The following is a 25,916-nucleotide window of genomic DNA, read 5'->3' as shown; positions in this document are numbered from 1 at the left end:
CCTGCGGCCCGGCAAAGCCGGTTCCGCGGCCCCTGCTGGAATAGTCTTGGCCCCCACGCTTGTCGCTTCGTGTGCCTTCGGCGTTGCGCTGCCCCTTTCACGAGGAAACGGGGCGGAACTTGCTCGGGGCGGCCCTTCGCTGCGTTCGATGGCACCTGTGGGAGGCTTATGAGCCCCTGGATCAGCGGCAACCAGTTCCGCCTGCTTGAAAACGGCGAGGAGTATTTCCCGCGCGTCTTTGCCTGCATTGCCGCCGCTGAACGCGAGGTCGTGCTGGAAACCTTCATCCTGTTTGACGACAAGGTCGGCCAGGCGCTGCATGCCGCCCTGCTGCAGGCGGCCACCCGCGGCGTGCAGATTGACATCACCGTTGACGGCTATGGCTCACCCGACCTGTCGCACGAATTCATTTCTGCACTGACCCAGGCCGGGGTGCGGGTTCATGTGTTTGACCCCGGCCCCAGGCTCTGGGGCTGGCGTACCAACCTGTTTCGCCGCATGCACCGCAAGATCGTCGTGATTGATGGCCAGCGCGCCTTTGTCGGTGGCCTCAATTACTCGGCCGATCACCTGGCCGATTTCGGCCCCGCCGCCAAACAGGACTATGCGGTCGAAATTGAGGGCCCCATCGTCACCTTCATCCACGCCTTTGTGCACCGGGCACTGGCGGCGGGCCAGCGCAATGCGCAGGACAGTCTGGCCGGCCGGCTGCGTGAGCGCCTGTCCAGCCGCGCCCATTCGCTGGCCCGAAGCTGGGGGCTCGCCCCGCCAAGCCAGGCCGCGGCCGCTCCCGCCGGTGAAGCGGCGGCCATCTTCGTGACGCGCGACAACCGCGAACACACCAACGACATCGAACGCCACTACCGCATCGCCATCCGCGTGGCCCGCCAGCGCATCGTGATCGCCAATGCCTACTTCTTCCCCGGCTACCGCCTGCTCAAGGAGATGCGCAAGGCGGCGCGGCGCGGTGTCGACGTGCGGCTCATCCTGCAGGGCGCGCCCGACATGCCCTTCGTCAAAACCGCCGCCAGCATGCTCTACCACCACCTGCTGGAGGCCGGCGTGCAGATTTACGAGTATTGCGAGCGGCCGCTGCACGGCAAGGTCGCCGTGGCCGACGACGAATGGGCCACCGTGGGCTCCAGCAACCTTGACCCGCTGAGCCTGTCGCTGAACCTGGAGGCCAACGTGGTCATCCGCGACCGCGCCTTCAACCAGGTGCTCAGCGCACGGCTGGACCACCTGATGCAACACGGCTGCAAGCAGATCGGCCCCGGCGACCTGCAGGAGTCGAGCGGCTGGCGCATCGTGCGCAGCTTTTTCCTGTTTCACCTGCTGCGCCGTTACCCGGCCTGGGCGGGCTGGCTGCCCGCGCATGCGCCGCGCCTCACGCCTGCGCTGGCACCCGCCGACCCGACGGCGCACATCAGCACCGCGCAGGCAGACGCCGTCCACCGCGCGGACCCGACCACCCCGTGAGCCGTGAATGACCACCAGCCCCGACGCAGCCCGCCCCGCAGTCCCGGCCCCGCGGCGCAAGAGCCGGCATAAATTCACCGGCAAAGCCTGGTGGCCATGGCTCAAGCGCGGCGCCAGCGTGGTGTTCTTTGCACTGGTGATCGGCCTGCTGGTGTCCCAGGCACGCCACATCGAATGGCATCAGGTGCTCACCTCGCTGCAGCGCTATCCACTCACCGCCGCCTGGGGCGCCGTGCTGCTCGCCCTGACGAGTTTCGCGCTCTACAGCACCTTCGACCTGCTCGGGCGGCATTACACCGACCACACCCTGCCTGCGCCCACCGTGATGCTGGTCACCTTCATCAGCTACGCCTTCAACCTCAACCTCGGCTCGCTGGTGGGCGGCGTCGCCTTCCGCTTCCGCCTGTATTCACGCCTGGGCCTGCCCACCGGGGTCATCACCCGCATCATGTCGCTGAGCATGCTCAGCAACTGGATGGGCTATCTGCTGCTGGGCGGCCTGATCTTCAGCCTGCGGCCCCCCGCCGTGCCCGCCGACTGGGGCATAGACACCGCACACCTGCGCCTGATCGGTTTTGCCTTGCTGGCCGGTGCCGCGGGCTACCTGGGCGTGTGCGTGTTTTCGCGCCAACGCGTGTTCTGGCTGCGCGGCCACGAGATTGACCTGCCCTCGGTCAGGCTGGCCGGCCTGCAGCTGGTGATGGGCGCCACCAACTGGCTGGTGATGTCGGGCATTATTTTCATCCTGCTGCAGCACCGCATCGAGTTTTCCGCCGTCGTCAGCGTGCTGCTGCTGGCTGCCATCGCCGGCGTGATCACCCACATACCGGGCAACCTGGGGGTGCTGGAGGCGGTCTTCGTGGCCCTGCTGTCGCACCAGATGGCCCGGCATGAATTGCTGGCTGCGCTGGTGGCATACCGGGTTATTTACTACCTGATGCCGCTGGGCATCGCGACGGTGGCCTACCTCATCATTGAAACCCGAGCCAAAAAGGCCAGCAGTCCGGGCAAGCAGGCCGCGTAGGCTACCTGTGCCCCCACCAAACCTCCCGGGATTTTTCAACCTGGAAACGGCAGTTGGATGCGTCCGAGTGCGCCGTGATCGGCGTGCCAGGCAAGGCGTGACAACGCAGCATGGCGCGCCGAGCATGGTGCCATCGGGCGCATAGCGCTGTCACCCGGAAGGTAAACGCCATCGAAGAGGGGAAAGTCCATGGGCATGCGGCTTTCCTGAAGTTTGCATGCGGTCAACTGCTGTTTCCAGGTTTAGAGCCCGTTAAGCGCCCTTAACCACCAAAAATAGCCGTTGCTGGCGGGTCATTTCACCGGCGCGCTCGCCCCAGGCGTGGGCAGCGGTGCTGTCCCGGCCGCGGGCAATACCGTATCGCGCCCGTCCTGGTAGCCCGGCGGCAAAGCCGGTCGCACCGACGAGTCACGCGGGTCGGGCGGCGCGACAGGGTCGGTGACCGGCGCCATGCGCCGGGCCGGGTTGCGGTTCAGCGGGTTTCTCAGCGGCACGGCCTGGTCTGCGGTGGGAGGTCGGGGCTTGACATTTTGCAGGTCAGAATCTGCCGGCCTGGCCGTCTCTGGCGACGACATGGGCGTCGGCGAATCAGCCGATGTCTGTGCAAGCGCCCAAGGCCCGGCAAGGCCGCCGAGGGCAAGCATGATGGCGGCGGTCAGCACCTGTGGTTGCATGATGAATCTCCTGCGTTGCAAGTCACTTTACGCCCCATCCGGGCGGCGCGCCAGAGATTGCCTACCAGCGCCATGAGTCGGCGTGGTGATGATGTCCGTGCGCAAAAGTCCGTTCGGTAGAGGAGGCAACTTGTGATGACGGCGCCGGGATTTTTGTTTGCGCTGCTGGCCGGGACTCGCCCCGGCGGGCGACTCACTTTCTCTTGCTTCGCCAAGAGAAAGTAAGCAAAGAGAAGGCGACCCGCAGTCTGGGTCCCCTGCGCTGCGCTACGGGGCAACCTGCGGTGCTCGAGGCAAACGGGGTCTCGCTCGAACTCGCTGCGCTCAGACAATCGCGAGCCCTGATCCGCTTGCCTCTGCGCTCCTCGGCCCAGCTAGGACGGGTGGGAGCGAATACCGAATACCTTAAGAAAAACCAATACAAACAAGGACGCGCCACGGAGTGTCTTTGTGGGTTGAGGTCTTGGGTATTTGAATTTGGGGTTTGGCTGTTGGCATTTCTTTCCCCCACCCCTTCTGTCTGCGCCGAGGAGCGCAGGGCCAGGCGGATCAGGGATCGCGATTGTCTGAGCGAAGTGCAACGTAGCGAGTTCGAGCGAGACCCCGCCTGGCCCGAGCACCGCAGGTTGCCCGTAGCGAAGCGCAGGGACGCAGACAGCAGGGTCGCCTTTTCTTTTGCTTACTTTTCTCTTGGCGAAGCAAAAGAAAAGTAAGTAGCCGCCGGGCTACCCCCGGCCAGCCCCCCTCAGCAAACCCAACCAGCTATGAATTCAATAACGACCCATGCCGAAAACCAGGAAGCAAAACAAGACTTAACCCGCCACCAACCGCAACCACGTAATCTCCGAAGGCGCCCCAAACCGCTTGGGCGGACCCCAGTACCCCGTCCCCCGGCTGGTATAGACCCACAGGTTGTGCAGCCTGTGCAGCCCCGCCGTGAATGGCTGCTGAAACCGCACAAACAGGTTCCACGGGTAAAACTGCCCACCATGGGTGTGGCCCGAAAGCTGCAGGTCAAAGCCGGCCTTGGCCGCCGCCTCGGCGCTGCGCGGCTGGTGGGCCAGCAGCACGCGCACGGCGGCCGGCGGCGCGCCCCGCAGCGCGGCCTCGGGGTCACTGCGGTGCGCCGGGTCAAAGTGGGCCGCGCTGTAGTCGGTCACACCGGCCAGCACCAGCGCCGCGCTGGCGTCGCCGGCCTCACTGGAAGAGCCGGGCTGGCGGATCACCACATGTTCGTTCAACAGCACGGTCAGGCCCAGACGCCGCAGCTCATCAATCCATGGCTGCACGCCGGAGTAGTACTCGTGGTTGCCCGTCACAAAGTAGGTGCCGTGGCGCGACTGCAGCTGGGCCAGCGGCGCGACGTGCGCCGCCAGCTCGCTCACCTTGCCGTCCACCAGGTCGCCCGTGATGGCCACCACATCCACACCCAGCGCATTGACCTTGTCGACGATGCGGCGCAGATAACGCTGCTTGATGGTCGGACCCACATGGATGTCGCTGATCTGCGCCACGGTGAAGCCCTGCCATGCGGCGGGCAGGCCCTTGATGGGCACATCCACCCGCACCACCGCCGCGGTGCGCCGGGCGTTCAGGAAGCCCAGCAGCGTGGCCCCCAGACCCAGCAGCGGCACGGCCTCGGCGGACGCCCTGCGCACTTCGGCCAGCGGCAGCAGGCCGGGCACCAGCAGATTGCCCAGCCACAGCACCAGCAAACCCGCATCGCGCAGCAGCGTCAGCACCAGCAACGAGGAAAACAGCCCCATGCAGAGCAGGCCCACCCAGCTCAGCGTATCGGCCAACGGCGGCCTGGCCACCCGTCGGGCCATCAGGCCCAGCGGCATCAACAGCGCCGACAGCACCAGAACGCCCATCATCAGGAACTGCCCCGGGGGAACCGCCGCCAGCCCCGGCACCAGGCGGATGCCAATGTAGCCATGAAGCAGGGCAGATACGGCAGCCAGCGGCAATAAGTTCATAAATAAATGTCAGGGCGGGAGGTACGGTGATGGACCGGTGGTTACGGGTGATCTGGTGATTTTTCCGGTGATTTCCCGGCGATGGCTACAATCACCAGCTTTTCATATGGGCGCTGCCGGTCTGCATTCAATGCCTGAGCCATGCCTGAAGCCTCCCGTCTGCGGCCGCCGGGCGTTTCATCCGCTCACAAGTGCGACAAACCGTGCAGGCGGATTTCACGGGTTTCACGCTAACCTCACCACTTTCCTGTCGTCGGTGTCGCTTTCCGCCCTCACCCATCGCCCTGTTCGCGGCTGCGCACCGGTCCCGCCTGCTCCCTGCCGTCCCTATGCCCGATTACTCCCGACCCATCGCCAGCCCATGACCGTTGCCCTCCAGGCCACCGCCCCCGCCACCTTTGAAATCAAAAGCGCCAACCTGCCCCTGGTGGCGCTGCTGCTCAAAACCACCGATCTCGTTGCGCTGTCGCGCGAGCTGGCATTGCGGTTCGGCGACATTCCGGATTTCTTTGACCAGGACGCCTTGCTGATCGACCTGTCACCGCTGGCGGCCACAGCACGCGCCGGCAGCGGCGACATCGACTTTCCCGCGCTCATCACGCTGCTGGGCGATTACCAGCTGGTGCCGATTACCGTCAAAGGCGGAACCCCCGCGCAGATGGCGGCCGCGCTGCAGGCCGGCCTGCTGCCGGTGCCCGACGCGCAACTGACGGGCGGCCGAGCCGCGGTGCAGACGCAGACGCACATGCAGACGGCGCCCACACTTGAACACGCCGCCCCTACCCACCCGCCCCCACCCGCCCCGCTCGGTGCGCTGGTGATCGACAAGCCGCTGCGCTCGGGCCAGCAGGTCTATGCGCGTGGCCGCGACCTGGTGGTGCTGGCCATGGTCAATGCCGGTGCTGAAGTCATTGCCGACGGCCACATCCACGTCTATGCACCGCTGCGCGGCAAGGCCATGGCCGGCGCGCGCGGCAACACCGACGCACGCATCTTCTCGCTGGCGCTGGACGCCGAGCTGCTGTCGATTGCCGGGGTCTACCGCACCAGCGAGCACCCACTGCCGCCCGGCGTGGCGGGCCAGCCCACGCAGGTGCGCCTGGTGCCCGGGGCGGAGGGCGAGGGCGACAAGCTGGTCATGACCGTCATGGGCGCCTGAATAACACGCACGACCCCTCTCTACCGTTTTCAAAAGGACATTTACGAATGGCAAAAATCATTGTGGTCACCTCCGGCAAGGGCGGCGTGGGCAAAACCACCACCAGCGCCAGCTTTGCAACCGCCCTGGCCCTGCGCGGCCACAAAACCGCGGTGATCGACTTCGACGTCGGCCTGCGCAACCTGGACCTCATCATGGGCTGCGAGCGTCGCGTGGTGTACGACCTCATCAACGTCATCCACGGCGAAGCCACGCTCAACCAGGCGCTCATCAAGGACAAGCAGTGCCACAACCTCTACGTGCTGGCCGCCTCGCAGACCCGCGACAAGGACGCGCTGACCAAGGACGGCGTGGAGAAAGTCCTGAAGGACCTGGCCACGATGGACTTTGAATACATCGTCTGCGACTCGCCCGCCGGCATTGAAACCGGCGCGCTGCTGGCCATGCACTTTGCCGACGAGGCGCTGGTCGTGACCAACCCCGAGGTGTCCTCGGTGCGCGACTCCGACCGCATCCTGGGCATGCTCTCGAGCAAGACCAAGCGCGCGATTGACGGCGGCGACCCGATCAAGGAGCACCTGCTCATCACCCGCTACAACCCCAGCCGCGTCGACCAGGGGCAAATGCTGTCGCTCGAAGACATCAAGGACATCCTGCGCATCAAGCTGATCGGCGTGATTCCCGAGTCCGAGTCGGTGCTGCAGGCCTCCAACCAGGGGGTGCCGGCGGTACACATTCACGGCAGCGATGTGTCGGAAGCCTACAAGGACGTGGTCGACCGCTTCCTCGGCGACAAGGACAAGCCGCTGCGCTTCATCGACGCGCAAAAGCCCGGCCTGCTGAAACGCTGGTTTGGAGGAAAGTGACACGATGGCTTCATTCCTGTCCTTCCTGCTCGGCGAAAAGAAACAAACCGCCAGCGTCGCCAAGGAGCGGCTGCAGATCATCCTGGCGCACGAGCGCACCGGCCGCAGCCACAAGCCCGACTACCTGCCGGCGCTGCAGCGCGACCTGATTGCGGTCATCGCCAAATACATTCACATCAACCCCAACGACATCAAGCTCCACCTGGAGCGCCAGGACAACCTCGATGTGCTGGAAGTGAAGATCGAGCTGCCGGACGCAAAGTAAACCCGGGCGTCCGCCAAGTCTGCCCGCCAAACCCGCTCGCTATCGAATGCGTAGCTGACGACCGGGCTCCTGCGCCAACTTGCGCCAGGTCAACCACCTGGTGCAGTGTTGCATGCTTGATGGGACCCATAAAAGCGATGGATTTTGGGTCAGGGCAAGGCGCAAACCACAGCGATACCCGCCGGTATCGCGCGGATTTGCAACGCCGCCATGACGCAAAAGACGCGGTTTTATGTCCCAGATAGCGTGCAACACTGCACTTGGACAAGGCAGCGCTATCATCGGCCCATGCTGCTCGAAACCCTGGGCGCGGCGCGCGAAATCGGTCGCATCAACGAGATTGCCGGTGTGCTCATTCGCCACGGCTTTGGCGACACCGTGCGCCGCCTGGGCCTGGCCGACCGGCTCGAACGGGCCGGCCATATCGTCAAGTGGGAGCACGCCGCCGACCTCGCCCGCCTTGAGCCGCCGGTGCAGGTGCGCCTGGCGCTCGAAGAGCTGGGCCCCACCTTCGTCAAGCTCGGGCAGATCCTGGCCGGCCGCGCCGACCTGCTCGGCCCCGAATGGATTGCCGAGCTTCAGCGCCTGCACAGCCAGGTGCCCGCCGTGCCGCTGGACGACCTGCGCCCGCAGTTGCGGGAAGACCTGGGCGACGAGCCCGAAAACATCTTTGCCCGCTTTGACGTGGAGCCGCTGGCGGCAGCGTCCATTGCCCAGGTGCACCGGGCGCAGCTCCACGACGGCAGCGAAGTGGTCGTCAAGATTCGCCGCCCCGGCATCCGCGAGGTGATCGAGGCCGACCTGCGGCTGCTGGACCGCCTGGCCGCCATCGCCGAGGCCGACATGCCCTCCCTCAAGCCCTACCGCCCGCGCCGGCTGGTGCGGGAGTTCGCGCGTTCGCTGCGCCGCGAGCTGGACCTCGCCGTCGAGTGCCACAACGCCGAGCGCGTGGCCGACAACTTTGCGCAAACGCCGCATGTGCTGATTCCGCGCGTGCACTGGGCCCACACCAGCGAGCGCATCAACACCCAGGACTTCGTCGACGGCATCCCCGGCGAGCGGCTCGACCTGCTGCCCGCCGATGCCGGCTTCGACCGCACCGTTCTGGCGCAGCGCGGCGCCCGGGCCGTGCTGAAAATGATTGTGGAAGACGGCTTTTTTCACGCCGACCCGCACCCCGGCAATGTGTTCTACCTGCCGGGCAACCGCATCGCGTTCATCGACTTCGGCATGGTCGGCAGCCTGTCGCCGCAGCGGCGCGAGGAACTGCTGCAACTGCTGCTGGGCCTGGTCACGCGCGACGCCCAGGCCGTGGCCACCGTGCTGCTGGACTGGGCCGGCGATGACCACGGCCAGAGCCTCTCGCAGCTCGAAACCGAAATTGAGGCTTTTGTCGACCAGTACCACGGTTCACCACTGGCGCAACTCAACCTCGGCGAGATGCTGACCCGCATCACTACCCTCCTGCGCGAGCACCACCTCACCCTACCCCCGGATCTGGCCTTGCTGATCAAGGCCTTCATCTCGCTGGAAGGCATGGGCCGCGGCCTGGACCCCGGCTTTCACATGGCCACGGAAGCCATGCCCCTGCTGCAGGAGGTGGCGCGCGCACGCTACCAGCCCGGGGCCATCGCCGCCCGCGGCTGGAAAACACTGCTTCGCGCGCTCAGGCTGGCCGAGCAACTGCCGCACGACCTGTCGCGCCTGCTGCGCAATGCGCGCCGCGGTCAACTCCGGGTGAGCATCGAAGTGACCCACCTCAAACGGGTAGGTGACCAGCTGGACCGCGCGGCCAACCGGCTGGCCATGGCCCTGGTGATCGCCGCGCTCATCATCGGCTCGTCCATCGTGATGACCGTGCGGGGCGGCCCCACCCTGTTTGGCCTGCCGGTCTTCGGCTTTCTGGGCTTTTGCGGCGCGGTGGCCTGCGCCCTGTGGCTGGTGCGCGCCATCTGGCGCAGCAGCCGGCCGCAGGACGACGACGCCTGAGCCGGCCGCCGGCGCTGCGGCCGCTGGAGACAAGCGCATGACAAGCGCATAAAAAAACACCCGCCTTTGGGGGCGGGTGTTCCTGGGGTGCAAGGGTTGTTGGGCGCAGCATTGGCCGCGCTTCACATCAACCCTGTTTAACTATTTAATGGTTTAACGGCTGACAGCCCCGCCGGCAACGCCCCCGCTGGCGTTCACGCCAGCGCCCGCAGCCGCATCCACACTGCCTGCGCCTTGCGCGCCGCTGGTCACACCACGGGTGATGCCCTGGCCCGTTTTCCTCACGGTACTGCCCGTGGCTCGGGCGGTGCCTTTGGCATCGTCAAGCACCGCACCGGCGCGGCTTGTGCCGCCCGAGGCATTGACCGCACCGCCCGCCCGGACGTCAGCCTCCGCCGTGGCTGCCGCGCGCTCTTCGGCGGTGACGTTGCGGTTGGCGCCCGCCTGCGCGGCGGTATCAAGCCCCAAGCCCTTATTGGCGGTTCCGCCGCCAACCGTGACACCCGTGTTGGCACCACCACCGGCACCCACCCCCACGGTGCCCACGCTCACACCGCCGCCAGCACCGGCACCTACACCTGCACCCACGCCGACCCCTGCGGGGCCTGCAGCAACGATGAGGCCGCCCTGGCCAGCCGATGCGCCATCAAGGCCCGGCACGCCAGCGTAGGAGGCCGCGCCCCATGCCATGGCCGTGGTCAAAATCACCATGGACGGAATGGCCCGCAGCATCCGCGGACGAGCGGCGCGAGCAGGGCGGGAAGGGCGAGTAGAAGGAAGTTGGGCAGGGAAGTTTTGAAATCGAGTCATTGAATGAAGCTCCTGTGGATTGAAGAAGCATTCATCTTCTCCGGTGGAATTGTTCTTGAGGTGTCGGCTTCGTTGACTTTGTAAGTCGATGCGCAATCACCATTTCATGGCTGATGCGTGGTCAGTGAGCACTCACTAATCAGACAATCTTCATCATGTGAAACAGCGCTGCCGCCCGGATGTATCGCATGTCAGCAAGCGAAACACCCGCAAGCCTGCTTTTGCCGCCGCAACGCTCCATGGCCAGCCAGCTATGGGTTCAGCGCCGCCCCTCGCGTGCAAACCCGGCTGGCAGCCCGGGTGCCGGCAGGTATATTGGGCGCCAGTTTCAACGAAAGGCCGCCGTGCGTAGCAAGCTCTTCTCCCTCTTCTCCCGTTTCATTGCCATTGGCGTACTGCTGATGGCAGCCCTGTTGAGCAACATGACCCATGCCCAGGAAAAAGTCGGCGTGCTGATGCTGCACGGCAAAAACCCCGGCAGCAACAGCGATCCGAGCATGGCCCGCATCAAAACCACGCTGGAGCAGGCTGGCTTGCTAGTGCAGTTTCCCGACATGCCCTGGTCACGCGGCCGCTACCTGGACGGCCATTGGGACAAAGCCATGGCCGAGATGGCCGGCCACGTCAAAGCCCTGCGCAGCCAGGGCGCCGGCAAGATCGTGGTCATGGGCCACAGCATGGGCGTGCCCGCCGCCATGGGTTTTGCCGCACGCGGCGGTGACGTGCAGGCGCTGGTGCTGCTGGCGCCCGGCCATGTGCCGGCGCGCTACTACGTCGCACAGCAAAACAAGGTCGTGCGCGAGAGCGTCGACGAAGCGCGCCAGCTGGTGGCCGCCGGCAAAGGCGATTCGCGAGAACGCTTCAGCGACATCAACCAGGGCAGGCAGATCAACGTGGTGGCCACCGCGCGCGACTACCTGTCGTACTTCGACCCAGAGTCCGATGCCGACATGGGCGTGACCGCACCGCGCGTGCCTGCCACCACGCCCGTGCTGACCGTGATCGGCGACGCAGACGGCATCATTGCCTATGCCCGCGGCTACTTCGTCGACAAGCTGCCAGCCCATCCCAAAAGCCAGTACCTGGAAGTCAAGGCGAATCACCTGACGACACCGGCGGTCGCCAGCGATGCCGTCGTCCAGTGGATCAAGGCGGCTACCGCTCCCTGAGCGGTCACGGGTCTGCGCAAACCGGATTTGCTAATCATTCAGTAGCCGATTGCGCACGCAGTACAACGGCAGCAGGCTCTTATTCCATTTCTAATTCAATGCGAGAGTAGGCGCACCGCCGCAGACAGTGCTGTAACGGCCAAGGCGGGGCAACGACCTATCGCTTTGAAGTAGAAATGGAATTACTGCCCTGCATCGCCGCCCGCCTCGGCCTCGGGCCACAGGCTGGGAAAGTAAAAGCGCAGTGCATGCTGCGGCACACCAAAGCGCAACTTGCCGTGGGGCGAGTCCGTGACGAGCAGGCCACGCTTGAGCAGTGCCGTCACCTGCGCCGTAGCAAGGCGCTCCCCCAGCCCCAGCAAAGCCTTGAACTCGCTGCGCTCCAGTTCGGCCTGCGTCAGTAACAGGTAGTGCAATGCCCGCAGCGACTCGCTGCGCACACCGCGCTTCACCACGTTTTCCTCGAAGGCCAGGCAGGCGGCAATGCGGTCCTTCATGCCGGCCATGTCGAGCAAGCCGGCCATGAAGCGCACCTGGTCAATACATAGGCCCAGCACATAGCGCATCCAGGCCATCAGCGCGCGCTCCGACAGGTTGCCACGCCCATCCAGGTCACCGGCCCGCGGCTCATCGGCGGCGGCCAGATGCAGGTAGTAAGCCTCGTGGCTGCGGGCAAAGCCGCGCAGCGGCGACCACAAGCCATTGGTCAGGCCCAGCGCGCCCAGCGCAAGGTGCGTGTGCAGCCGCGCCACGCGGCCATTGCCGTCGCGGAACGGGTGGATCCACGCCAGCCGGTGGTGCGAGGCGGCAACGGCCAGAACCTGCAGCTCACCCCGCCGCACACCGCCGTAAAAACCGCCCCAGCGCTCCAGCATGGCGCTGATGGCCGCGTGGGCCGGCGCCGCATGCACGCCCACGCTGACCTCGCGGTCGCGCAAAGCGCCAGGCACCAGCACATCGCCCTCGGGCAGCACACGGTCGGCATCCGGCAGACGGGCAAACAGGTCTTGGTGAATGTCGCGCACCATTTGCGCAGACCATACCTGCTGGCTGGACCAGCCCTTCCAGCCGGTTTCAATGGCACGCTCGGTTTCCATGTGGGCCAGCGCCAGCCGCTGGCGCCGCGCCTTGTCCCCGTCCTGCGAATAGTCATTGCGCAACGCGCGCTCAATCTCAAAAGGCAGCGTGTGTTGCCCCTCGATTTTGTTGCTGTAATAGGAGTTCATCGCCCGCAGCAGCTGGCGGAGATCGGCCGGTGCGCCTGCCCCCGCCAGACTGCGCGCCTCGCGCTGCAGATCATGGGCCTGCTCCAGCAGCGGCTCCAGAAGGTGCTCACCCGGCAGCAAGGGCTCCATCTGCGCGGGGTGATCATAAAGAGCGAATTTTTGCGACTTTGCAGGCATTCGCAAGTCTATGCTTTATATAGACTTTTTACAATTTCTGCATATGTTTTTGCGACTTTTCTTGCGCCACCAGTTCCTTGCGCCCCATGGCCTCACCACCTCGCGCCAGGGCCTGTTAACACTGCGGCCCGCGCTTTACCGCGCGATGGCAGAAGCCCAGGACGCCTTGCGGCTCAGCCCGCCGCCGTCTCCCACGGATTGATAACCTCCAGGCCCGCGTAGTCAAAATCTCTGGTGTTGCGGGTGACCAGCCGCAAGTCGTGATGCAGCGCTGTAGCAGCCAGCAGGCTGTCGATGGCAGGCACGGGACGGCCCGCCTGCGCCAGCAGCCGGCCCCAGTGGTCGGCCACGTCCGGGCCAATCGGCAGGATGCGCGGGCCAAACCAGTCGCGCAGGTCATGCTCCAGCCAGAGGCGAAGTTCTTCACGGCGCTGGGTGTCGGCCAGTTTCTCGACGCCCTTGCGAATTTCGCCCAGCGTCAAGGCGCTCAAAAACAGGGCATCATCCGGTGTGTTGGCAAACCAGTGCAGCACGGCGGGGTCAGGTTTCGGGCGAACCAGTTCCGAGATCACGTTGGTGTCAATCAGGTAGCTCACAGCGCGATCTCGCGCGTCAAACCTGTATGTCGCCCGGTATCCAGCTCCAGCCCGGCCATTGGAGAGCGGCGCATGAACTCGACAAACCTGGGTTTGGGGTGCGTCAGGCGCGCGTATTCCGCGCGCGAAATCAGCACAGCCACGGGCTCGCCGCGCACCGTAATGCCTTGCGGCCCTTCGCTCAGTGCGCGCTTCACCACCTCGCTGAATTTGCCCTTTGCTTCCTGCAGTTGCCATGTAGACATGAGAACCTCCCATCTGGTCAGTCTAGTCAGATTATAAATCGGATGGCGCCGCGCCCGCACACCTTGCGTCAGCCGCCAGGTCGTGTTGAATCTGGCCCAACAGCGCCGCCACAATTTCCGCATCGACCAGCGTTTTCATAACGCTCGGAGCCAAACCCGAGATTTTTTAAACCGTAAATCGAATACATGACGTATGATTTACGGCAATGATTTTGAGAAATATTGAACCCATCTTGTGCACCCGCCTGGCCACCGTTGTGCCGGCAGTGGTGTTGCTCGGACCTCGTCAAGTGGGCAAAACCACGTTGGCGCGCAAGATAGCAGCCGACTGGCCGGGTGGCGCGGTGTATCTGGACATGGAACGTCCGGCAGACCGGCGGCGGCTGGATGACGCAGATGCCTACTTGAGGGCACAAAACGGCAAGCTGGTCGTGATTGACGAAATTCAGCGCGCACCGGGCTTGTTTGAGGTGCTGCGCGGCATTATTGATGACCGGCGTGCCGCAGGGGAGCGGTTTGGCCACTTTCTGCTGCTGGGCTCGGCAGCACTTGAACTGATGCGCCAGTCGTCTGAAACGCTGGCGGGGCGGGTGGCATATCTTGAAATTGGTCCCATCGACATTCTTGAGGCCGGCACTGCCAGTCTGGATGCCCAAACGCTCTGGTTGCGTGGTGGCTTTCCCGAGAGCCTGCTCGCACAGGGCGACGGCCCCAGTCTGGACTGGCGGCGGGACTTCATCCGCTCTTACCTTGAGCGGGACGTGCCCATGTTTGCACCACGCATGCCCGTACAGGCGCTGGGGCGCCTGTGGACCATGTTGGCCCACCAGCAAGGCGGCTTGCTGAATCAGGCGCGGCTGGCGGCTGGCCTGGGCGTATCAGCACCCACCGTAACGCGTTACACCGACCTGATGGTTGATCTGCAACTGGTGCGCCGCCTGGCGCCGTGGAGCGGCAATGTTGGCAAACGCCTTGTGAAGGCACCTAAAGTTTATGTGCGCGACAGCGGCATTGTTCATGCGTTGCTGGATCTGGAAACCTGGAACGATGTGCTGGGTCATCCGGTGGCGGGCCCGAGCTACGAGGGCTTCGTGATCGAAAACCTGATTCAGTGCGCCGGGCCGCGTTGGCGACCCTACTTCTATCGCACCCATGATGGCGCCGAGATCGACCTGCTGCTGGAGCGCGGTGGCCAGCCCGAAATAGCGATCGAGGTCAAAAAATCGTCCGCACCCACATTGGACAAGGGCTTTGGCATGGCCTGTGACGACCTGAAGGTGCTCCAGCGTTATGTGGTGTACCCGGGCGAAGAAACCTATCCAGTCCGGCACGGTACGCAGGCCATTGGCTTGGCGGCGTTGGCCCGGCAGATGCAGGATGCCTGAAGCTGCGTCGATCCGCGGCCAGGCAACGCACCCCTTCATGCGCCTCCACAAGGCAGCTCAGCGCCCGGTATTGCCCCGGCGCGACTGCGTCTGATTCGCGCTGCCGATGTGGGCCTCCCGGTCCGCCCGGCTTTCCGAGGTGCGCTGGGCCTCATTTTTCTGGGTGAGGGGCTGCTCGCCTACCTTGTTGTGGTCATTCACCACCTTGCCAAGGTGCTCAACCTTTTCGTCGCGCGGGTTCTGTTTATAAGTCATGGTGGGTTCTCCAATAGAAATAGAGGTTGAAGACAGGCGCAGGCGCGAACGCACTCACGCCACGAGTCAACTCCATTCTGGAAAGGCCAGATTCGCCCCGGTGTCAGACAGCGCCGCGAGTGAAGACACGACAAGAAGACAAGGGGGAAAAATGAATGTGCCAGTGACCCGCGCCATAAGACACCGTCAACACGCCCCGGTTCACGCGCCGGTGTATTGCGCCATCAGCGCGCGCACCGCCGGCTTGGCGCAGCGCTGCAAGGCCATCAGCAGGGCATGGTCGGGTCGGTCCACGCCGTGGCGGCTACGCAGGTCATGCTGAATCTGGCCCAGCAGCGACGCCGCCATTTCCGCATCGGCCAGTGCCCGGTGGGCGCGGCCCGCTTTAGGCAAGTGGTGGTAATCGACCAGCACGCCCAGTTTATGGCTAGGCGCCTGGGGGTAGAGCCTCCTGGACACCAGCATGGTGCAGGCAAACGGCTGGCTCGCCCTCTCCCCTGCACGGCTTAGCTCGGCCTCCCAGAACTTGCGGTCAAACGAGGCGTTGTGCGCCACCAGCGGCGCGTTGCCCACAAAGCGGTTGGCGTCAGTCATGACGGTCGCGGCATCGGGCGCGGAGGCCACCATCGCATTGGTGATGCCCGTCAGGCTGGTGATGAAGGCCGGGATGCGCACCCCCGCGTTCATCAGGCTCTGAAAGCGGTCCACCACCCGGCCGCCCTCCACCAGCACGATGGCCACCTCGGTGGCGCGGTCGCCCATGGCCGGCGACAGGCCCGTGGTTTCGAAGTCGATGACAGCAATGGGTTTCACAAAGCCGCCATCAGCCCAGCGGCCGCACGCCGATCAGCACGCCGTGGGCCCAGAACGCAAACCCGGCCCAGGCCACCAAACCCACCGCCATCGTGATGGCCGTGCCGGTCGCCGTGCCCGGCGGGTACACGGTCTGCGCCACCCGGTCCCGCCCCCGCGCCGCCTTGAAGCAAACCACCGCCCACACCAAAAAGGAGCCAAACAGCACCACGCCCGCCAGCGTGCCGTTGGCCAGCAGGTGCGCCAGGGCCCACACCTTCACCGACAGCAGCATGGGGTGATGCAGCGTTGCCTTGATGGCGTTGCGCGGCACATAGGTGGCCACCAGCAGAATGAAGGCAAGCAGCATCAGCAGCGCAGCCACATGCCGCATGCCCACGGGCGGCGTCCACAGCACCACCGGGCTCTGGCGCGCCAGGCCATAGCCCCACACCAGCAGCACAAAGCCGGCAATGGACAGCAGCGCGTAAACACCCTTCCAGGGCTTCTCGCCCACCTTCGCAATCATCTGCGTGCGCCAGCCATCGGCCACGATGCGCGTGGAGTGCACGCCCAAAAACAGGATAAGGCCCAGGATCAATACCGCCATGTGAACCCCTCAGGAGTAAGTTGCGGCAATTATGCGGCAGCGCCGTGCGCGCACGCATCAACCGCCATGGCTCCTACCCTTCGTCCTGAGCTTGGTCGTTGGGCATCGACACTTCGCTACCGTTCGCCTAGAGCTTGTCGAAGGGCTTCGACAAACTCAGGACAGGCCAAGCCAGGCTCAGCCCGAACAGTGTGATGTCATGCGTTACGGAACCATCAATAACAGCTGCCTACACGCGTACTGCCTGGGTTTCATGCCAGTTTTTCTTAGGGCTGGCCAGCAGGCCACCCACAGCGCCCCCATCAACCTGCCAGCGAGTCGCCGGCAGCCGCGTCAGCTGCAGGTTTGTCGTCCTTGGGATTGGCGCTCGCAGCGGCGGTGTGGTTCAGCGACAGCGTCACACCCACCGCCTTCTTCTGCACGGTATCCATTGCGTCCGAATCAGGCGCCACACCCCAGGCCATCGCCGTGGTCAGCACCACCAGCGAAGGAATGGCCCGCAGGTAGCGCGGACGCAACAGAAAGTATGCAAGCTTCTTCATACATGTCTCCTAGGCAGCAAAGGGCCGATGTTGCGCCGCCAAGATGACACGCCTGCGTCTGGCGTGTTGAGTTTTGTAAGGAATTGCCGCGACGTCCCCATCCAAGTTGGCGCCATTACCGCTTTCGCGAAAGCCGGCGCACCTGATTCGACCTCGGCTGCAAACCTTCTACTTCGTGACGCAACTTTAAAAGCTGCAATCGTGAAATTTCATCCAGAGTAGGCTGGATTTCCTTATGCCATTTTGCAAAACCAACAACCATGGCCACTAGACCGACTGCACCGATCGCTGCACAAGCCCATTGAAAAAATTCCTTATCCGATCGAGCCACTTCTATCTGACGCTGCAGAATCTGTCTTTTTGCCGCCTCTCGAACTGACGGGGTGGGTATCGCTTTCAACTCCTCAAGATCAACCACTGCAATCGACATAAATTCGTTGGTCGCCTTGGTGGTGTAGATGGTTGAAGCAAAGCAAAAGATGAAAAGGACCAACCCAAAAAGTGCGTAGAACTTGAAGATATTGTCGGTGGGAAGCGGTATTCGGTTCTCCATATGACTCCTCCTGAATGACAAATGCTTTGTACCAACTATATGCATTCCATTTGATCAATACTTCGGCCGTAGAGAGCCAACGTACTTATCCAGCCGCCCACGACTAATTGTGTCCCTCGTTCGAGCCCATGTCACCCCAGGCAATGCCCTGGGTCACAACATGGCTAGCTCAGCCTATGCTGAGTGCACCACAGCTATTCAGCAAACGGATGAAACATCCCGCAAAAGACCTTCCCGATTGGGGCGAAATGCCCACGCGCCCCGGCCTCTATTTATCTCTGTCACACGGGAGAGACTTTCCACAGCAAACGATGCGCGGCCGCGGCTTCCCCGGCCCAAAGATCGGGCCCGTGCTGTATGTGCGCACCCAATACGGCCAAGAAGTCACGCTTCGCTTTGCCAACAAACGTGATGCCGCACGGTTCTTCCCAAACGCCACCACCACGACGCACACACTGCAAGTTATAGAGGGAACTCTGGTCTACAGCGATAAATGCTTTGGAGATTGGAATGTTTGCTTCATCGCGGCAGAGTTCTGCGTTAAATAGCCTAAGACCTAACTCTGACTAAAGCCAATACTGCTCAAGTAATCAAAGGTTGGGTCATAGAAAGATGGGGCCCGGGTCGGGTCCTCGATATCTCCCTCGGGGACAACGATCACCATTCCTTGTCGCGCCCTTGTCAGCAACACACGGTAGGCGTTCTTTAAAAATGTCTGCCGGTGTGGCAAGTTAATCTTGTTCCACTTGCTCCCCACAAACGAACGATGTAGCCATCCGTCGTGCCCGTAACGAAAATCAGCGTCCCAAACTACACATGCCCAATCAAGCTCAAGTCCTTGGACATGGAATTCAGTTGCCACGTCCTCCAAATAGAACGATGACCGCACATCATGTTTTCCATCCAAGAACCAGTGGATTGGATCCATCGGCGACCTCACGTCAATTGCATGAGGCCTCAATCTCTGCGCTTGCGAAGAAACAACCATTCCAAACCGTTCCGAACCTCGGGCTTGCTGCTTAAGCCAACTCTTAGCCTTTTGCAGGCTTCGGGTAACAACGATTGGATAGCGGTCCTGAACCCGCGCAAGCATAGCCCTGGCGGCATCAGCGTCGCGATCCAACAAGTGTTTGACCAAGGCTGAAACATGCTCCGCTCGAAATGACCGCATTGACACGGCCAGATGAAGATGTTCGTTCAAGTGGACGCCTGGACGATCAGCAATTTCTCGCATGACCGCTCCTGCACCGTACTCTTCATCATGAAGTTGCGGAGAAATGTGAATTCGCCATTCTGGAAACGAGCGCTGCAATGATTGAATCCATTCGCCGATGCCGGCCTCCCCTGTATTGATTTCTTGTCCGCCACCTACCAAGCAAACTACAACCGCCCAGTCCTGGTGGCGGTCCAAACAAGAGATCAAGAACTCCGGCTCCGACAGCTTGAAGTCAGCCCGCCCTTTTTTACGACTCATAAAGGCGGCGGTCTGCTCAAGATTCCATGCGCGCTGCGCCTCGTCAAAAATTGCAACGTGTTCAACCGGTGGCCGCGCCATATCCTGCAAACAATCATCGCGAAAATGATGGACGTTCTGAATGAACGCCTTCACTTCACTGACGGCCGTGCCCTTCTTCATCTTTCGTCCCGTGGCCACCTCCCTCGACACCCGATCGCGCGCAAGAGCCTCCCTCAGGATATCGACCAGCGGACCATTCCCAGAAAGAAAGACGCTGTATAGCTCGCTGTCCTTGTCAATATGCTTGGTTGCAATGTTCAGCCCAACGAGCGTCTTTCCAGCACCAGGCACACCCGTGACGAAACAAATTGCCTTTCTGGAATTCTCTTTTGCGGAACGGATGACCTCTGCAACAGATTCAGAAGTCCGGCTCAGATTGATCGCACTCGCGTCATTGCGTGATATTTCGGCAACAGCATGCCCTCCGTACAAAGCCATTGCGGCTTCAACAATGGTCGGGGTTGGGTAATACCGCCCTCTTTCCCAAACAGAAGGGGAAATGATGGGTCCATCGCACAAAGCCAGCACTTGCTCAATAGCAACTGACAGATCATCTGACGCGACAAGGATTGGGCGAAGAACTATGTCGTCGTGGGCAGCAGCAACTACAGTTGCGCCGCTTTCAGCCCTCGTCGCAACAAGAATCGGAGCAACTGGTTTGTCATGACTTGTCTCATGAAAGTTTTTCAGATCCAGCGCGTAGTCCCATACCTGGTCAATTGCGCTGCTCGAAAACTCGGACTCGCCAACCTTAAATTCGAGAACGAATACGACGTGATCAATAACCGCGATCACATCGATTCGTTTGCCCAGCCTCGGAACAGAGTACTCAAAGTAAACTTTTCCACGCCGACGGTATGGGGCCAGGATTCGTTTAAGTATTCGAATCTGTTCTACCCATGCATCACGCTGAGTCCCTTCAACAGCAAAGGAACTGCGCCGTGAAAGAACCCCCAATATTTGGTCTGACGACTCACCGACGAACTCTTCAATGAGTTCTGAGTAGTAGGCCCGACTCGTCACAACTTGTTCAGGCGTTAGACATCAATATTCGCCGCCCGCAACGCATTCTGCTCAATAAACTCCCGACGCGGCTCGACCTCATCACCCATCAGCATGGTGAACACATGGTCGGCTTCAATGGCGTCGTCAATCTGCACGCGTAGCAAACGGCGCACCTGTGGGTCCATCGTCGTCTCCCATAGCTGGGCCGGGTTCATCTCGCCCAGGCCTTTGTAGCGCTGACGGGCGGTGGCGTTTTCGGCCTGGCCGATCAGCCAGGCCATGGCCTGGCGGAAGTCGCTGACTTTTTCTTCCTTCTGGCGCTCGCCTTCGCCGCGCATGACCTTGGCGCCTTCGCTGATGAGGCCGCGGAAGGTGGCGGCGGCATCGGCCAGGGTGGCGTAGTCGGCGCCGTGCACAAAGTCCTGCGTGATCACGCTGCTTTTCACGTTGCCGTGGTGGCGGCGGCTGATGCGCAGAATGGGTTTGTCGGTGCGGGTGTCAAACTCGCCGGCCACGTCGGCCGGCGCGCCCGTGGTGTTCAGTTCGCGCAGCTTGACCTGCAGCGTCACGGCGGAGGCTTCCGCATCGGCCACGGTGTCCAGGTTCAGGCTCACGCCGTCGGCAATGGCGCGCAGGGCTTCCGCGTCCATGAAGCCGCGCAGGCGGGCAATCACTGACTCGGCCAGCTGGTGCTTGCGGGCCAGCTCGGCCAGCGTGTCGCCGGTAAGCACGGTGCTTGCGTCGGCGCCGGTCTGCACGCTCGCATCCTTGAGCGCAATGCGCAGCAAAAAGCCGTCCAGTGCGGCGGTGTCCTTGAGGTACTGCTCTTCCTTGCCGGCCTTGACCTTGTACAGCGGTGGCTGCGCGATGTAGATGTGGCCGCGCTCGACCAGCTCGGGCATCTGGCGGTAAAAGAAGGTCAGCAACAGCGTGCGGATGTGCGCGCCGTCCACGTCGGCGTCGGTCATGATGATGATGCGGTGGTAGCGCAGCTTGGCAACGTTGAAGTCGTCAGTGCCGGGCGTGCCGCCAATGCCGCCGGCCTTGCCGATGCCGGTGCCCAGCGCGGTGATCAGCGTCAAAATCTCGTTGCTGGTCAGCAGCTTTTCGTAGCGGGCTTTTTCAACGTTCAGGATCTTGCCGCGCAGCGGCAGGATGGCCTGGAATTTACGGTCGCGGCCCTGCTTGGCGGAGCCACCGGCGGAGTCACCCTCGACCAGGTAGATCTCGCACATGGCGGGGTCTTTTTCCTGGCAGTCGGCCAGCTTGCCGGGCAGGCCCATGCCGTCGAGCACGCCCTTGCGGCGCGTCATGTCGCGCGCCTTGCGCGCGGCTTCGCGAGCGCGGGCGGCCTCAATGATCTTGCCGACGATGATCTTGGCGTCGTTCGGGCGCTCCTGCAGGTAGTCGTGCAACAGGCGGCTCACAATGTCTTCGACCGGGCCGCGCACCTCGCTGCTCACCAGCTTGTCCTTGGTCTGGCTGGAGAACTTGGGCTCGGGCACCTTCACGCTCAGCACGCAGCACAGGCCTTCGCGCATGTCGTCGCCCGTGACTTCCACCTTGGCTTTTTTGGCCAGCTCGCTGTCGTCGATGTATTTGTTGATGACGCGCGTCATCGCGGCGCGCAGGCCGGTCAGGTGGGTGCCGCCGTCGCGCTGCGGAATGTTGTTGGTGAAACACAGCACCTGTTCGCTGTAGCCGCTGTTCCACTGCATGGCGACTTCCACGCCGATGTTGGTGCCCTGGTCGCTCTGGCGGTCGCCCATGGCGGCAAACACGTTGGGGTGCAGCACCGTCTTGCCCTTGTTGATGAATTCAACAAAGCCTTTCACGCCGCCGGCGCCGGCAAAGTCGTCTTCCTTGCCGCTGCGCTCGTCTTTCAGGCGAATGCGCACGCCGTTGTTCAAAAAACTCAGCTCGCGCAGGCGCTTGCTCAAGATCTCGTAATGGAAATCGTTGTTCTCTTTGAAGATTTCAGTGTCGGGCAAAAAGTGGACTTCGGTGCCGCGCTTGTCGGTGTGGTCCATCACCTTCATCGGCGAGACATCCACGCCGTTGATCTGCTCGATGATGCGGTTTTGAACAAAGCCGCGCGAGAACTCCATGACATGCACCTTGCCGTCGCGGCGAATGGTGAGGCGCAGCATTTTTGACAGCGCATTCACGCAACTCACGCCCACGCCGTGCAGGCCACCCGAGACCTTGTAGCTGTTCTGGTTGAACTTGCCGCCGGCATGCAGCTCGGTCAGGGCAATCTCGGCGGCCGAGCGTTTGGGCTCATGCTTATCGTCCATCTTGATGCCGGTCGGAATGCCGCGGCCGTTGTCGGTCACGCTGATGGAGTTGTCGGTGTGGATGGTGACGACGATGTCGTCGCAGTGGCCGGCCAGTGCTTCGTCAATCGAGTTGTCGACCACCTCGAACACCAGGTGGTGCAAGCCGGTGCCGTCTGAAGTGTCGCCAATGTACATGCCGGGGCGCTTGCGCACGGCTTCCAGGCCTTCCAGGATCTGGATCGAGCCTTCGCCGTAGGCTTCTGAAGCGCCGGCCTGGTTGGTGTCGATTTTGGGCTGGAAATTGGAGCTTTCCTCGCCCGCAGTACCGTCAGTTACGTGCACCTGATCGGCCCCGTTCACATTGTTTTCTTCAGTCATAACCAGCTTTACTTCCAAATCTTTTCGATTTCTTCAATCTCTTGAATGACCAAACCCGCTCTAGCAAGCGGGTCTGTTTGAATTTGGGCGCGCTTTTTAGCGTGACCAAATACGTCAAATGCGCATGGGCATCACCACGTATTTAAAGGCCGCATCGTCGGGAATGGTGAGCAGCGCCGAGCTGTTGGAGTCGGCCAGCTCGATCTTCACCATGTCCTGCTCCATGTTGGCCAGCGCGTCGATCAGGTAGGTCACGTTGAAGCCGATTTCGATGGCATCGCCGCCGTAGTCGATGTCGAGCTCGTCAACGGCCTCTTCCTGCTCGGCGTTGTTGGACGCCACCCGCAGCGTACCGGGTTCGATGTTCAGGCGCACGCCCTTGAACTTCTCGCTGGTGAGAATGGCGGTGCGCTGCAGGCTGGCCAGCAGCGGCACGCGGCCCAGCGTGATGATGTTTTTGTGGTTCTTCGGAATCACGCGGTTGTAGTCGGGAAATTTGCCTTCGACCAGCTTGGTGACAAACTCCATGCCCTCAAAACTGAACTTGGCCTGGTTACCGGCAAACTGCATCTCGATGGCGCCTTCCTTGTCGCTGAGCAGGCGCTGCATTTCCAGCACCGTCTTGCGCGGCAGGATGACTTCCTGCTTGGGCACTTCCACATCGAGCGTGGCCGACGAGAACGCCAGGCGGTGGCCGTCGGTGGCCACCAGGCTCAGCTGCTTGCCTTCAGCCACAAACAAAATGCCGTTGAGGTAGTAGCGGATGTCGTGCACCGCCATCGCAAACGACACCTGGTTGAGCAGCTCCTTGAGCACCTTTTGCGGTACCGAGAAGCTGGGACCGAAGTTGGCGGCTTCCTGCACCAGCGGGAAGTCTTCGGCGGGCAGGGTTTGCAGCGTGAAGCGGCTCTTGCCGCCTTTGAGGATCAGCTTGCTTTGCGCCGACTCGAGCGACACGGTCTGGTCGCTGGGCATGGACCGCAGGATGTCGATGAGCTTGCGCGCACCCACCGTGGTGGTGAAGTTGCCGGCATCGCCATCAAGGTCGGCGCTGGTGCGGATCTGGATTTCAAGATCGCTCGTGGTGAGCTGCAGCTGCGCCCCGGTTTTGCGGATCAGCACGTTGGCCAGGATCGGCAAGGTGTGCCTGCGCTCCACGATGCCCGCGACCGATTGCAGTACCGACAAAACTTTATCCTGGGTGGCTTTCAGAACGATCATGAGTTCCTCTTGTATTTATCTTTAATTCTTTAATTCAAATTAGTAGTAGTAGTAAGGGCCACGCAAATCTGTGGATAGCGCTATTTTCCCCTTTTTGATCAACCACTTGGCGTTTGTTTAACTATGTGTTCAGAGGCCCTGTGAAGTCTCCGTAAAACATGAACAACTTTTGATTGTCATCGGCTTCTGTGGATAAGTCATGGGTTGTTCAAAAGTTGTCCCCATGGTTGTTGTGAACGTGTTATTCATCGACTTATGCCCTGAAAACTGAGTCATAAAGCATTCATTTCAGCCTTTCAGGGTTTGTTCCAGCACATGCAGTTGCTGGTTGAGTTCGGTCATCTGCTGGCGCTCGGCAGACATCTTGCGCACGGCGTGCAGCACGGTGGTGTGGTCGCGGCCGCCAAACAGCTCGCCGATCTCGGGCAGGCTTTTTTGCGTGAGCTCCTTGGCCAGGTACATGGCAATCTGGCGCGGCCTGGCAATGCTGGCAGGCCGCTTCTTGGAGTACATGTCGGCGACCTTGATCTTGTAATAGTCGGCGACTGTCTTCTGGATGTTCTCTACGGAAATCTGCCGGTTTTGAATCGACAGCAGATCGCGCAGGGCTTCGCGGGCCAGCTGGATGGAGATTTCCTTGAGGTTGAAGCGCGAATAGGCCAGGATCTTGCGCAGCGCGCCTTCGAGTTCGCGCACGTTGGAGCGCACGTTCTTGGCCACGAAGAACGCGACCTCCTCCGGCATGACCGTGCCTTCGGCCTCGGCTTTGCGGATCAGGATGGCCACGCGCATCTCGAGCTCGGGCGGCTCGATCGCCACCGTCAGGCCGGAGTCAAAACGTGACACCAGGCGCTCATGGATATCCGTCAGACCCTTGGGGTAGGTGTCGCTGGTCATCACGATGTGCGACTTTTTGGTCAGCAAGGCTTCGAAGGCGTTGAAGAACTCTTCCTGCGTGCGGTCCTTGTTGGCAAAAAACTGCACGTCGTCGATCAGCAGCAAATCGAGTGAGTGGTAGCGTTCCTTGAACTCGTCAAAAGTCTTGCGCTGGTACGCTTTAACCACATCCGAGACAAATTGCTCGGCATGGATGTAGAGAACTTTCGCCGCCGGGTTGTCCGCCAGCAGCTTGTTGCCGATGGCGTGCATCAAGTGCGTTTTGCCGAGACCGACACCGCCGTAGATAAAGAGGGGGTTGTAAAGCTGCCCCAGGCTGCTCGAGACATGCAGTGCCGCGGCCCGGCCCATGCGGTTGGCCGTGCCTTCAATGAGCGTGTCAAAGGTCAGCGCGCTGTTGAGGCGGTTCTTGAACGGGGCGCCTGCCGCTTCTTCGGGCACACCCAAACCGGCCGGCTCGGCAACGCCAACACCTTCAAAGCTTCGGGTCAATGACGCTGATTTTGCGGCGGGTTCACGAGGAGCGAGCGCTAACTCAAGAGAAATCCGGTGGCCCGAGATTTTTTCGAGCAAGGCAGAAATGCGGGCCGCATACTGGGCGCGTATCCAGTCCAGCTTGAAGCGGTTGCCGACCTGGATGGTGACTTTGGAGAGGTCCGCAGCCACGTGAACGACCAGCGGACGGATCCAGGTGTTGAACTGCTGCTCGGGTAATTCCTGTGCCAGATGGTCGACACAGTTTTGCCACAGATCGTGACTCAGGCTAGGGATGGAGACCTCACTCATGACGGGATTTGGCTGGGCTGCAGGTGCAAAGCAGTCAGC

24 protein-coding genes are annotated in these 25,916 nt (G+C 62.1%); 9 read left to right on the top strand and 15 right to left on the bottom strand.

Annotation, left to right across the window (positions count from 1 at the left end; translation table 11 throughout):
* Positions 1-168 precede the first annotated feature (168 nt).
* Both clsB and BPRO_RS00115 read left to right on the top strand, forming a co-directional pair.
* Positions 169-1,479, top strand: a complete 1,311-nt coding sequence (clsB, locus tag BPRO_RS00120) for a cardiolipin synthase ClsB (RefSeq protein ID WP_011481002.1) — start codon at positions 169-171, stop codon at positions 1,477-1,479.
* Between the two features lie 7 nt (positions 1,480-1,486).
* On the top strand, positions 1,487-2,503 hold the full coding sequence (locus tag BPRO_RS00115; RefSeq protein WP_011481001.1) for a lysylphosphatidylglycerol synthase domain-containing protein: 1,017 nt from the start codon (positions 1,487-1,489) through the stop codon (positions 2,501-2,503).
* A gap of 293 nt (positions 2,504-2,796) precedes the next feature.
* Here BPRO_RS00115 and BPRO_RS00110 read toward each other — a convergent pair whose 3' ends face one another.
* Entirely contained in the window at positions 2,797-3,177 is a 381-nt protein-coding gene (locus tag BPRO_RS00110; RefSeq protein WP_011481000.1) for a hypothetical protein, read from the bottom strand.
* An 812-nt stretch (positions 3,178-3,989) separates the two neighbouring features.
* On the bottom strand, positions 3,990-5,156 hold the full coding sequence (locus tag BPRO_RS00105; protein WP_011480998.1) for a metallophosphoesterase: 1,167 nt from the start codon (positions 5,154-5,156) through the stop codon (positions 3,990-3,992).
* A gap of 361 nt (positions 5,157-5,517) precedes the next feature.
* Here BPRO_RS00105 and minC point away from each other — a divergent pair, with 361 nt between their 5' ends.
* The 4 genes from minC (at position 5,518) to BPRO_RS00085 (ending at position 9,435) form a co-directional block, all read left to right on the top strand.
* Positions 5,518-6,315 carry a septum site-determining protein MinC gene (minC, locus tag BPRO_RS00100; RefSeq protein ID WP_011480997.1) on the top strand — a complete coding sequence of 266 codons (798 nt, stop codon included), beginning with the start codon at positions 5,518-5,520 and terminating at the stop codon, positions 6,313-6,315.
* A gap of 47 nt (positions 6,316-6,362) precedes the next feature.
* Positions 6,363-7,181: a septum site-determining protein MinD gene (gene minD / locus BPRO_RS00095; RefSeq protein WP_011480996.1), complete on the top strand. Its 819-nt coding sequence runs from the start codon at positions 6,363-6,365 to the stop codon at positions 7,179-7,181.
* A 4-nt stretch (positions 7,182-7,185) separates the two neighbouring features.
* Positions 7,186-7,446 (top strand): cell division topological specificity factor MinE, encoded by a 261-nt coding sequence (gene minE / locus BPRO_RS00090; RefSeq protein WP_011480995.1) that lies wholly within the window; start codon positions 7,186-7,188, stop codon positions 7,444-7,446.
* 288 nt (positions 7,447-7,734) lie between these two features.
* Entirely contained in the window at positions 7,735-9,435 is a 1,701-nt protein-coding gene (locus BPRO_RS00085; protein ID WP_041388110.1) for an ABC1 kinase family protein, read from the top strand.
* A 153-nt stretch (positions 9,436-9,588) separates the two neighbouring features.
* On the opposite strand, the gene BPRO_RS29360 is transcribed toward BPRO_RS00085, so the two are convergent.
* Positions 9,589-10,245 carry a hypothetical protein gene (locus BPRO_RS29360; RefSeq protein WP_011480993.1) on the bottom strand — a complete coding sequence of 219 codons (657 nt, stop codon included), beginning with the start codon at positions 10,243-10,245 and terminating at the stop codon, positions 9,589-9,591.
* A 344-nt stretch (positions 10,246-10,589) separates the two neighbouring features.
* On the opposite strand from BPRO_RS29360, the gene BPRO_RS00075 reads away from it, so the two are divergent.
* Positions 10,590-11,414, top strand: a complete 825-nt coding sequence (locus tag BPRO_RS00075) for a DUF1749 domain-containing protein (protein WP_232291469.1) — start codon at positions 10,590-10,592, stop codon at positions 11,412-11,414.
* 182 nt (positions 11,415-11,596) lie between these two features.
* Here the strand turns inward: BPRO_RS00075 and BPRO_RS00070 are convergent, their stop codons facing one another.
* The 3 genes from BPRO_RS00070 to BPRO_RS00060 form a co-directional block, all read right to left on the bottom strand.
* The gene (locus tag BPRO_RS00070) at positions 11,597-12,817 is read right to left on the bottom strand and encodes a Fic family protein (RefSeq protein ID WP_011480991.1); all 1,221 of its coding nucleotides are present in this window, start codon (positions 12,815-12,817) and stop codon (positions 11,597-11,599) included.
* Between the two features lie 173 nt (positions 12,818-12,990).
* A complete protein-coding gene (locus BPRO_RS00065) occupies positions 12,991-13,413 on the bottom strand; it encodes a type II toxin-antitoxin system VapC family toxin (protein WP_011480990.1) in 423 nt (140 codons plus the stop codon).
* Positions 13,410-13,658: a type II toxin-antitoxin system Phd/YefM family antitoxin gene (locus BPRO_RS00060; RefSeq protein ID WP_041388105.1), complete on the bottom strand. Its 249-nt coding sequence runs from the start codon at positions 13,656-13,658 to the stop codon at positions 13,410-13,412. Before BPRO_RS00060 ends, BPRO_RS00065 begins: the two co-directional genes overlap by 4 nt.
* A 206-nt stretch (positions 13,659-13,864) precedes the next feature.
* Here BPRO_RS00060 and BPRO_RS00055 point away from each other — a divergent pair, with 206 nt between their 5' ends.
* Positions 13,865-15,043: an ATP-binding protein gene (locus tag BPRO_RS00055; protein ID WP_011480988.1), complete on the top strand. Its 1,179-nt coding sequence runs from the start codon at positions 13,865-13,867 to the stop codon at positions 15,041-15,043.
* Between the two features lie 57 nt (positions 15,044-15,100).
* Here the strand turns inward: BPRO_RS00055 and BPRO_RS00050 are convergent, their stop codons facing one another.
* The 5 genes from BPRO_RS00050 to BPRO_RS00030 form a co-directional block, all read right to left on the bottom strand.
* Positions 15,101-15,298 carry a hypothetical protein gene (locus BPRO_RS00050; RefSeq protein ID WP_011480987.1) on the bottom strand — a complete coding sequence of 66 codons (198 nt, stop codon included), beginning with the start codon at positions 15,296-15,298 and terminating at the stop codon, positions 15,101-15,103.
* A 201-nt stretch (positions 15,299-15,499) separates the two neighbouring features.
* Entirely contained in the window at positions 15,500-16,111 is a 612-nt protein-coding gene (locus BPRO_RS00045) for a 3'-5' exonuclease (RefSeq protein ID WP_011480986.1), read from the bottom strand.
* Between the two features lie 10 nt (positions 16,112-16,121).
* Entirely contained in the window at positions 16,122-16,700 is a 579-nt protein-coding gene (locus BPRO_RS00040) for an NnrU family protein (RefSeq protein ID WP_011480985.1), read from the bottom strand.
* A gap of 302 nt (positions 16,701-17,002) precedes the next feature.
* A complete protein-coding gene (locus tag BPRO_RS00035) occupies positions 17,003-17,242 on the bottom strand; it encodes a hypothetical protein (protein ID WP_011480984.1) in 240 nt (79 codons plus the stop codon).
* Between the two features lie 115 nt (positions 17,243-17,357).
* Positions 17,358-17,795: a hypothetical protein gene (locus BPRO_RS00030; protein ID WP_157045698.1), complete on the bottom strand. Its 438-nt coding sequence runs from the start codon at positions 17,793-17,795 to the stop codon at positions 17,358-17,360.
* Between the two features lie 209 nt (positions 17,796-18,004).
* Here BPRO_RS00030 and BPRO_RS27870 point away from each other — a divergent pair, with 209 nt between their 5' ends.
* On the top strand, positions 18,005-18,343 hold the full coding sequence (locus tag BPRO_RS27870) for a hypothetical protein (protein WP_157045697.1): 339 nt from the start codon (positions 18,005-18,007) through the stop codon (positions 18,341-18,343).
* A gap of 8 nt (positions 18,344-18,351) precedes the next feature.
* Here the strand turns inward: BPRO_RS27870 and BPRO_RS00020 are convergent, their stop codons facing one another.
* From BPRO_RS00020 to dnaA, 4 genes are all read right to left on the bottom strand, one after another.
* Complete coding sequence (locus BPRO_RS00020; RefSeq protein ID WP_011480981.1) at positions 18,352-20,334, bottom strand: DUF2075 domain-containing protein; 1,983 nt, start codon at positions 20,332-20,334, stop codon at positions 18,352-18,354.
* A gap of 14 nt (positions 20,335-20,348) precedes the next feature.
* Positions 20,349-22,973 carry a DNA topoisomerase (ATP-hydrolyzing) subunit B gene (gene gyrB / locus BPRO_RS00015; RefSeq protein WP_011480980.1) on the bottom strand — a complete coding sequence of 875 codons (2,625 nt, stop codon included), beginning with the start codon at positions 22,971-22,973 and terminating at the stop codon, positions 20,349-20,351.
* 114 nt (positions 22,974-23,087) lie between these two features.
* Positions 23,088-24,194, bottom strand: coding sequence for a DNA polymerase III subunit beta (dnaN, locus tag BPRO_RS00010; protein ID WP_011480979.1), 1,107 nt, complete (start codon positions 24,192-24,194; stop codon positions 23,088-23,090).
* 288 nt (positions 24,195-24,482) lie between these two features.
* Positions 24,483-25,877 (bottom strand): chromosomal replication initiator protein DnaA, encoded by a 1,395-nt coding sequence (gene dnaA / locus BPRO_RS00005; RefSeq protein ID WP_011480978.1) that lies wholly within the window; start codon positions 25,875-25,877, stop codon positions 24,483-24,485.
* Positions 25,878-25,916: the final 39 nt, after the last annotated feature.

The sequence above is a fragment of the Polaromonas sp. JS666 genome, assembly GCF_000013865.1.
Taxonomy (GTDB): domain Bacteria; phylum Pseudomonadota; class Gammaproteobacteria; order Burkholderiales; family Burkholderiaceae_C; genus Polaromonas.
Note: the sequence above shows the minus strand (reverse complement) of the source record. Positions and strands in the feature narration are given on the sequence as shown.

Coding starts and splice junctions, on each gene's coding strand:
- clsB (WP_011481002.1), top strand. CDS start 169: ATGAGCCCCTGGATCAGCGGCAACCAGTTCCGCCTGCTTGAAAACGGC.
- BPRO_RS00115 (WP_011481001.1), top strand. CDS start 1,487: ATGACCACCAGCCCCGACGCAGCCCGCCCCGCAGTCCCGGCCCCGCGG.
- BPRO_RS00110 (WP_011481000.1), bottom strand. CDS start 3,177: ATGCAACCACAGGTGCTGACCGCCGCCATCATGCTTGCCCTCGGCGGC.
- BPRO_RS00105 (WP_011480998.1), bottom strand. CDS start 5,156: ATGAACTTATTGCCGCTGGCTGCCGTATCTGCCCTGCTTCATGGCTAC.
- minC (WP_011480997.1), top strand. CDS start 5,518: ATGACCGTTGCCCTCCAGGCCACCGCCCCCGCCACCTTTGAAATCAAA.
- minD (WP_011480996.1), top strand. CDS start 6,363: ATGGCAAAAATCATTGTGGTCACCTCCGGCAAGGGCGGCGTGGGCAAA.
- minE (WP_011480995.1), top strand. CDS start 7,186: ATGGCTTCATTCCTGTCCTTCCTGCTCGGCGAAAAGAAACAAACCGCC.
- BPRO_RS00085 (WP_041388110.1), top strand. CDS start 7,735: ATGCTGCTCGAAACCCTGGGCGCGGCGCGCGAAATCGGTCGCATCAAC.
- BPRO_RS29360 (WP_011480993.1), bottom strand. CDS start 10,245: ATGACTCGATTTCAAAACTTCCCTGCCCAACTTCCTTCTACTCGCCCT.
- BPRO_RS00070 (WP_011480991.1), bottom strand. CDS start 12,817: ATGCCTGCAAAGTCGCAAAAATTCGCTCTTTATGATCACCCCGCGCAG.
- BPRO_RS00060 (WP_041388105.1), bottom strand. CDS start 13,658: ATGTCTACATGGCAACTGCAGGAAGCAAAGGGCAAATTCAGCGAGGTG.
- BPRO_RS00055 (WP_011480988.1), top strand. CDS start 13,865: ATGATTTTGAGAAATATTGAACCCATCTTGTGCACCCGCCTGGCCACC.
- BPRO_RS00050 (WP_011480987.1), bottom strand. CDS start 15,298: ATGACTTATAAACAGAACCCGCGCGACGAAAAGGTTGAGCACCTTGGC.
- BPRO_RS00040 (WP_011480985.1), bottom strand. CDS start 16,700: ATGGCGGTATTGATCCTGGGCCTTATCCTGTTTTTGGGCGTGCACTCC.
- BPRO_RS00035 (WP_011480984.1), bottom strand. CDS start 17,242: ATGAAGAAGCTTGCATACTTTCTGTTGCGTCCGCGCTACCTGCGGGCC.
- BPRO_RS00030 (WP_157045698.1), bottom strand. CDS start 17,795: ATGGAGAACCGAATACCGCTTCCCACCGACAATATCTTCAAGTTCTAC.
- BPRO_RS27870 (WP_157045697.1), top strand. CDS start 18,005: ATGAAACATCCCGCAAAAGACCTTCCCGATTGGGGCGAAATGCCCACG.
- gyrB (WP_011480980.1), bottom strand. CDS start 22,973: ATGACTGAAGAAAACAATGTGAACGGGGCCGATCAGGTGCACGTAACT.
- dnaN (WP_011480979.1), bottom strand. CDS start 24,194: ATGATCGTTCTGAAAGCCACCCAGGATAAAGTTTTGTCGGTACTGCAA.
- dnaA (WP_011480978.1), bottom strand. CDS start 25,877: ATGAGTGAGGTCTCCATCCCTAGCCTGAGTCACGATCTGTGGCAAAAC.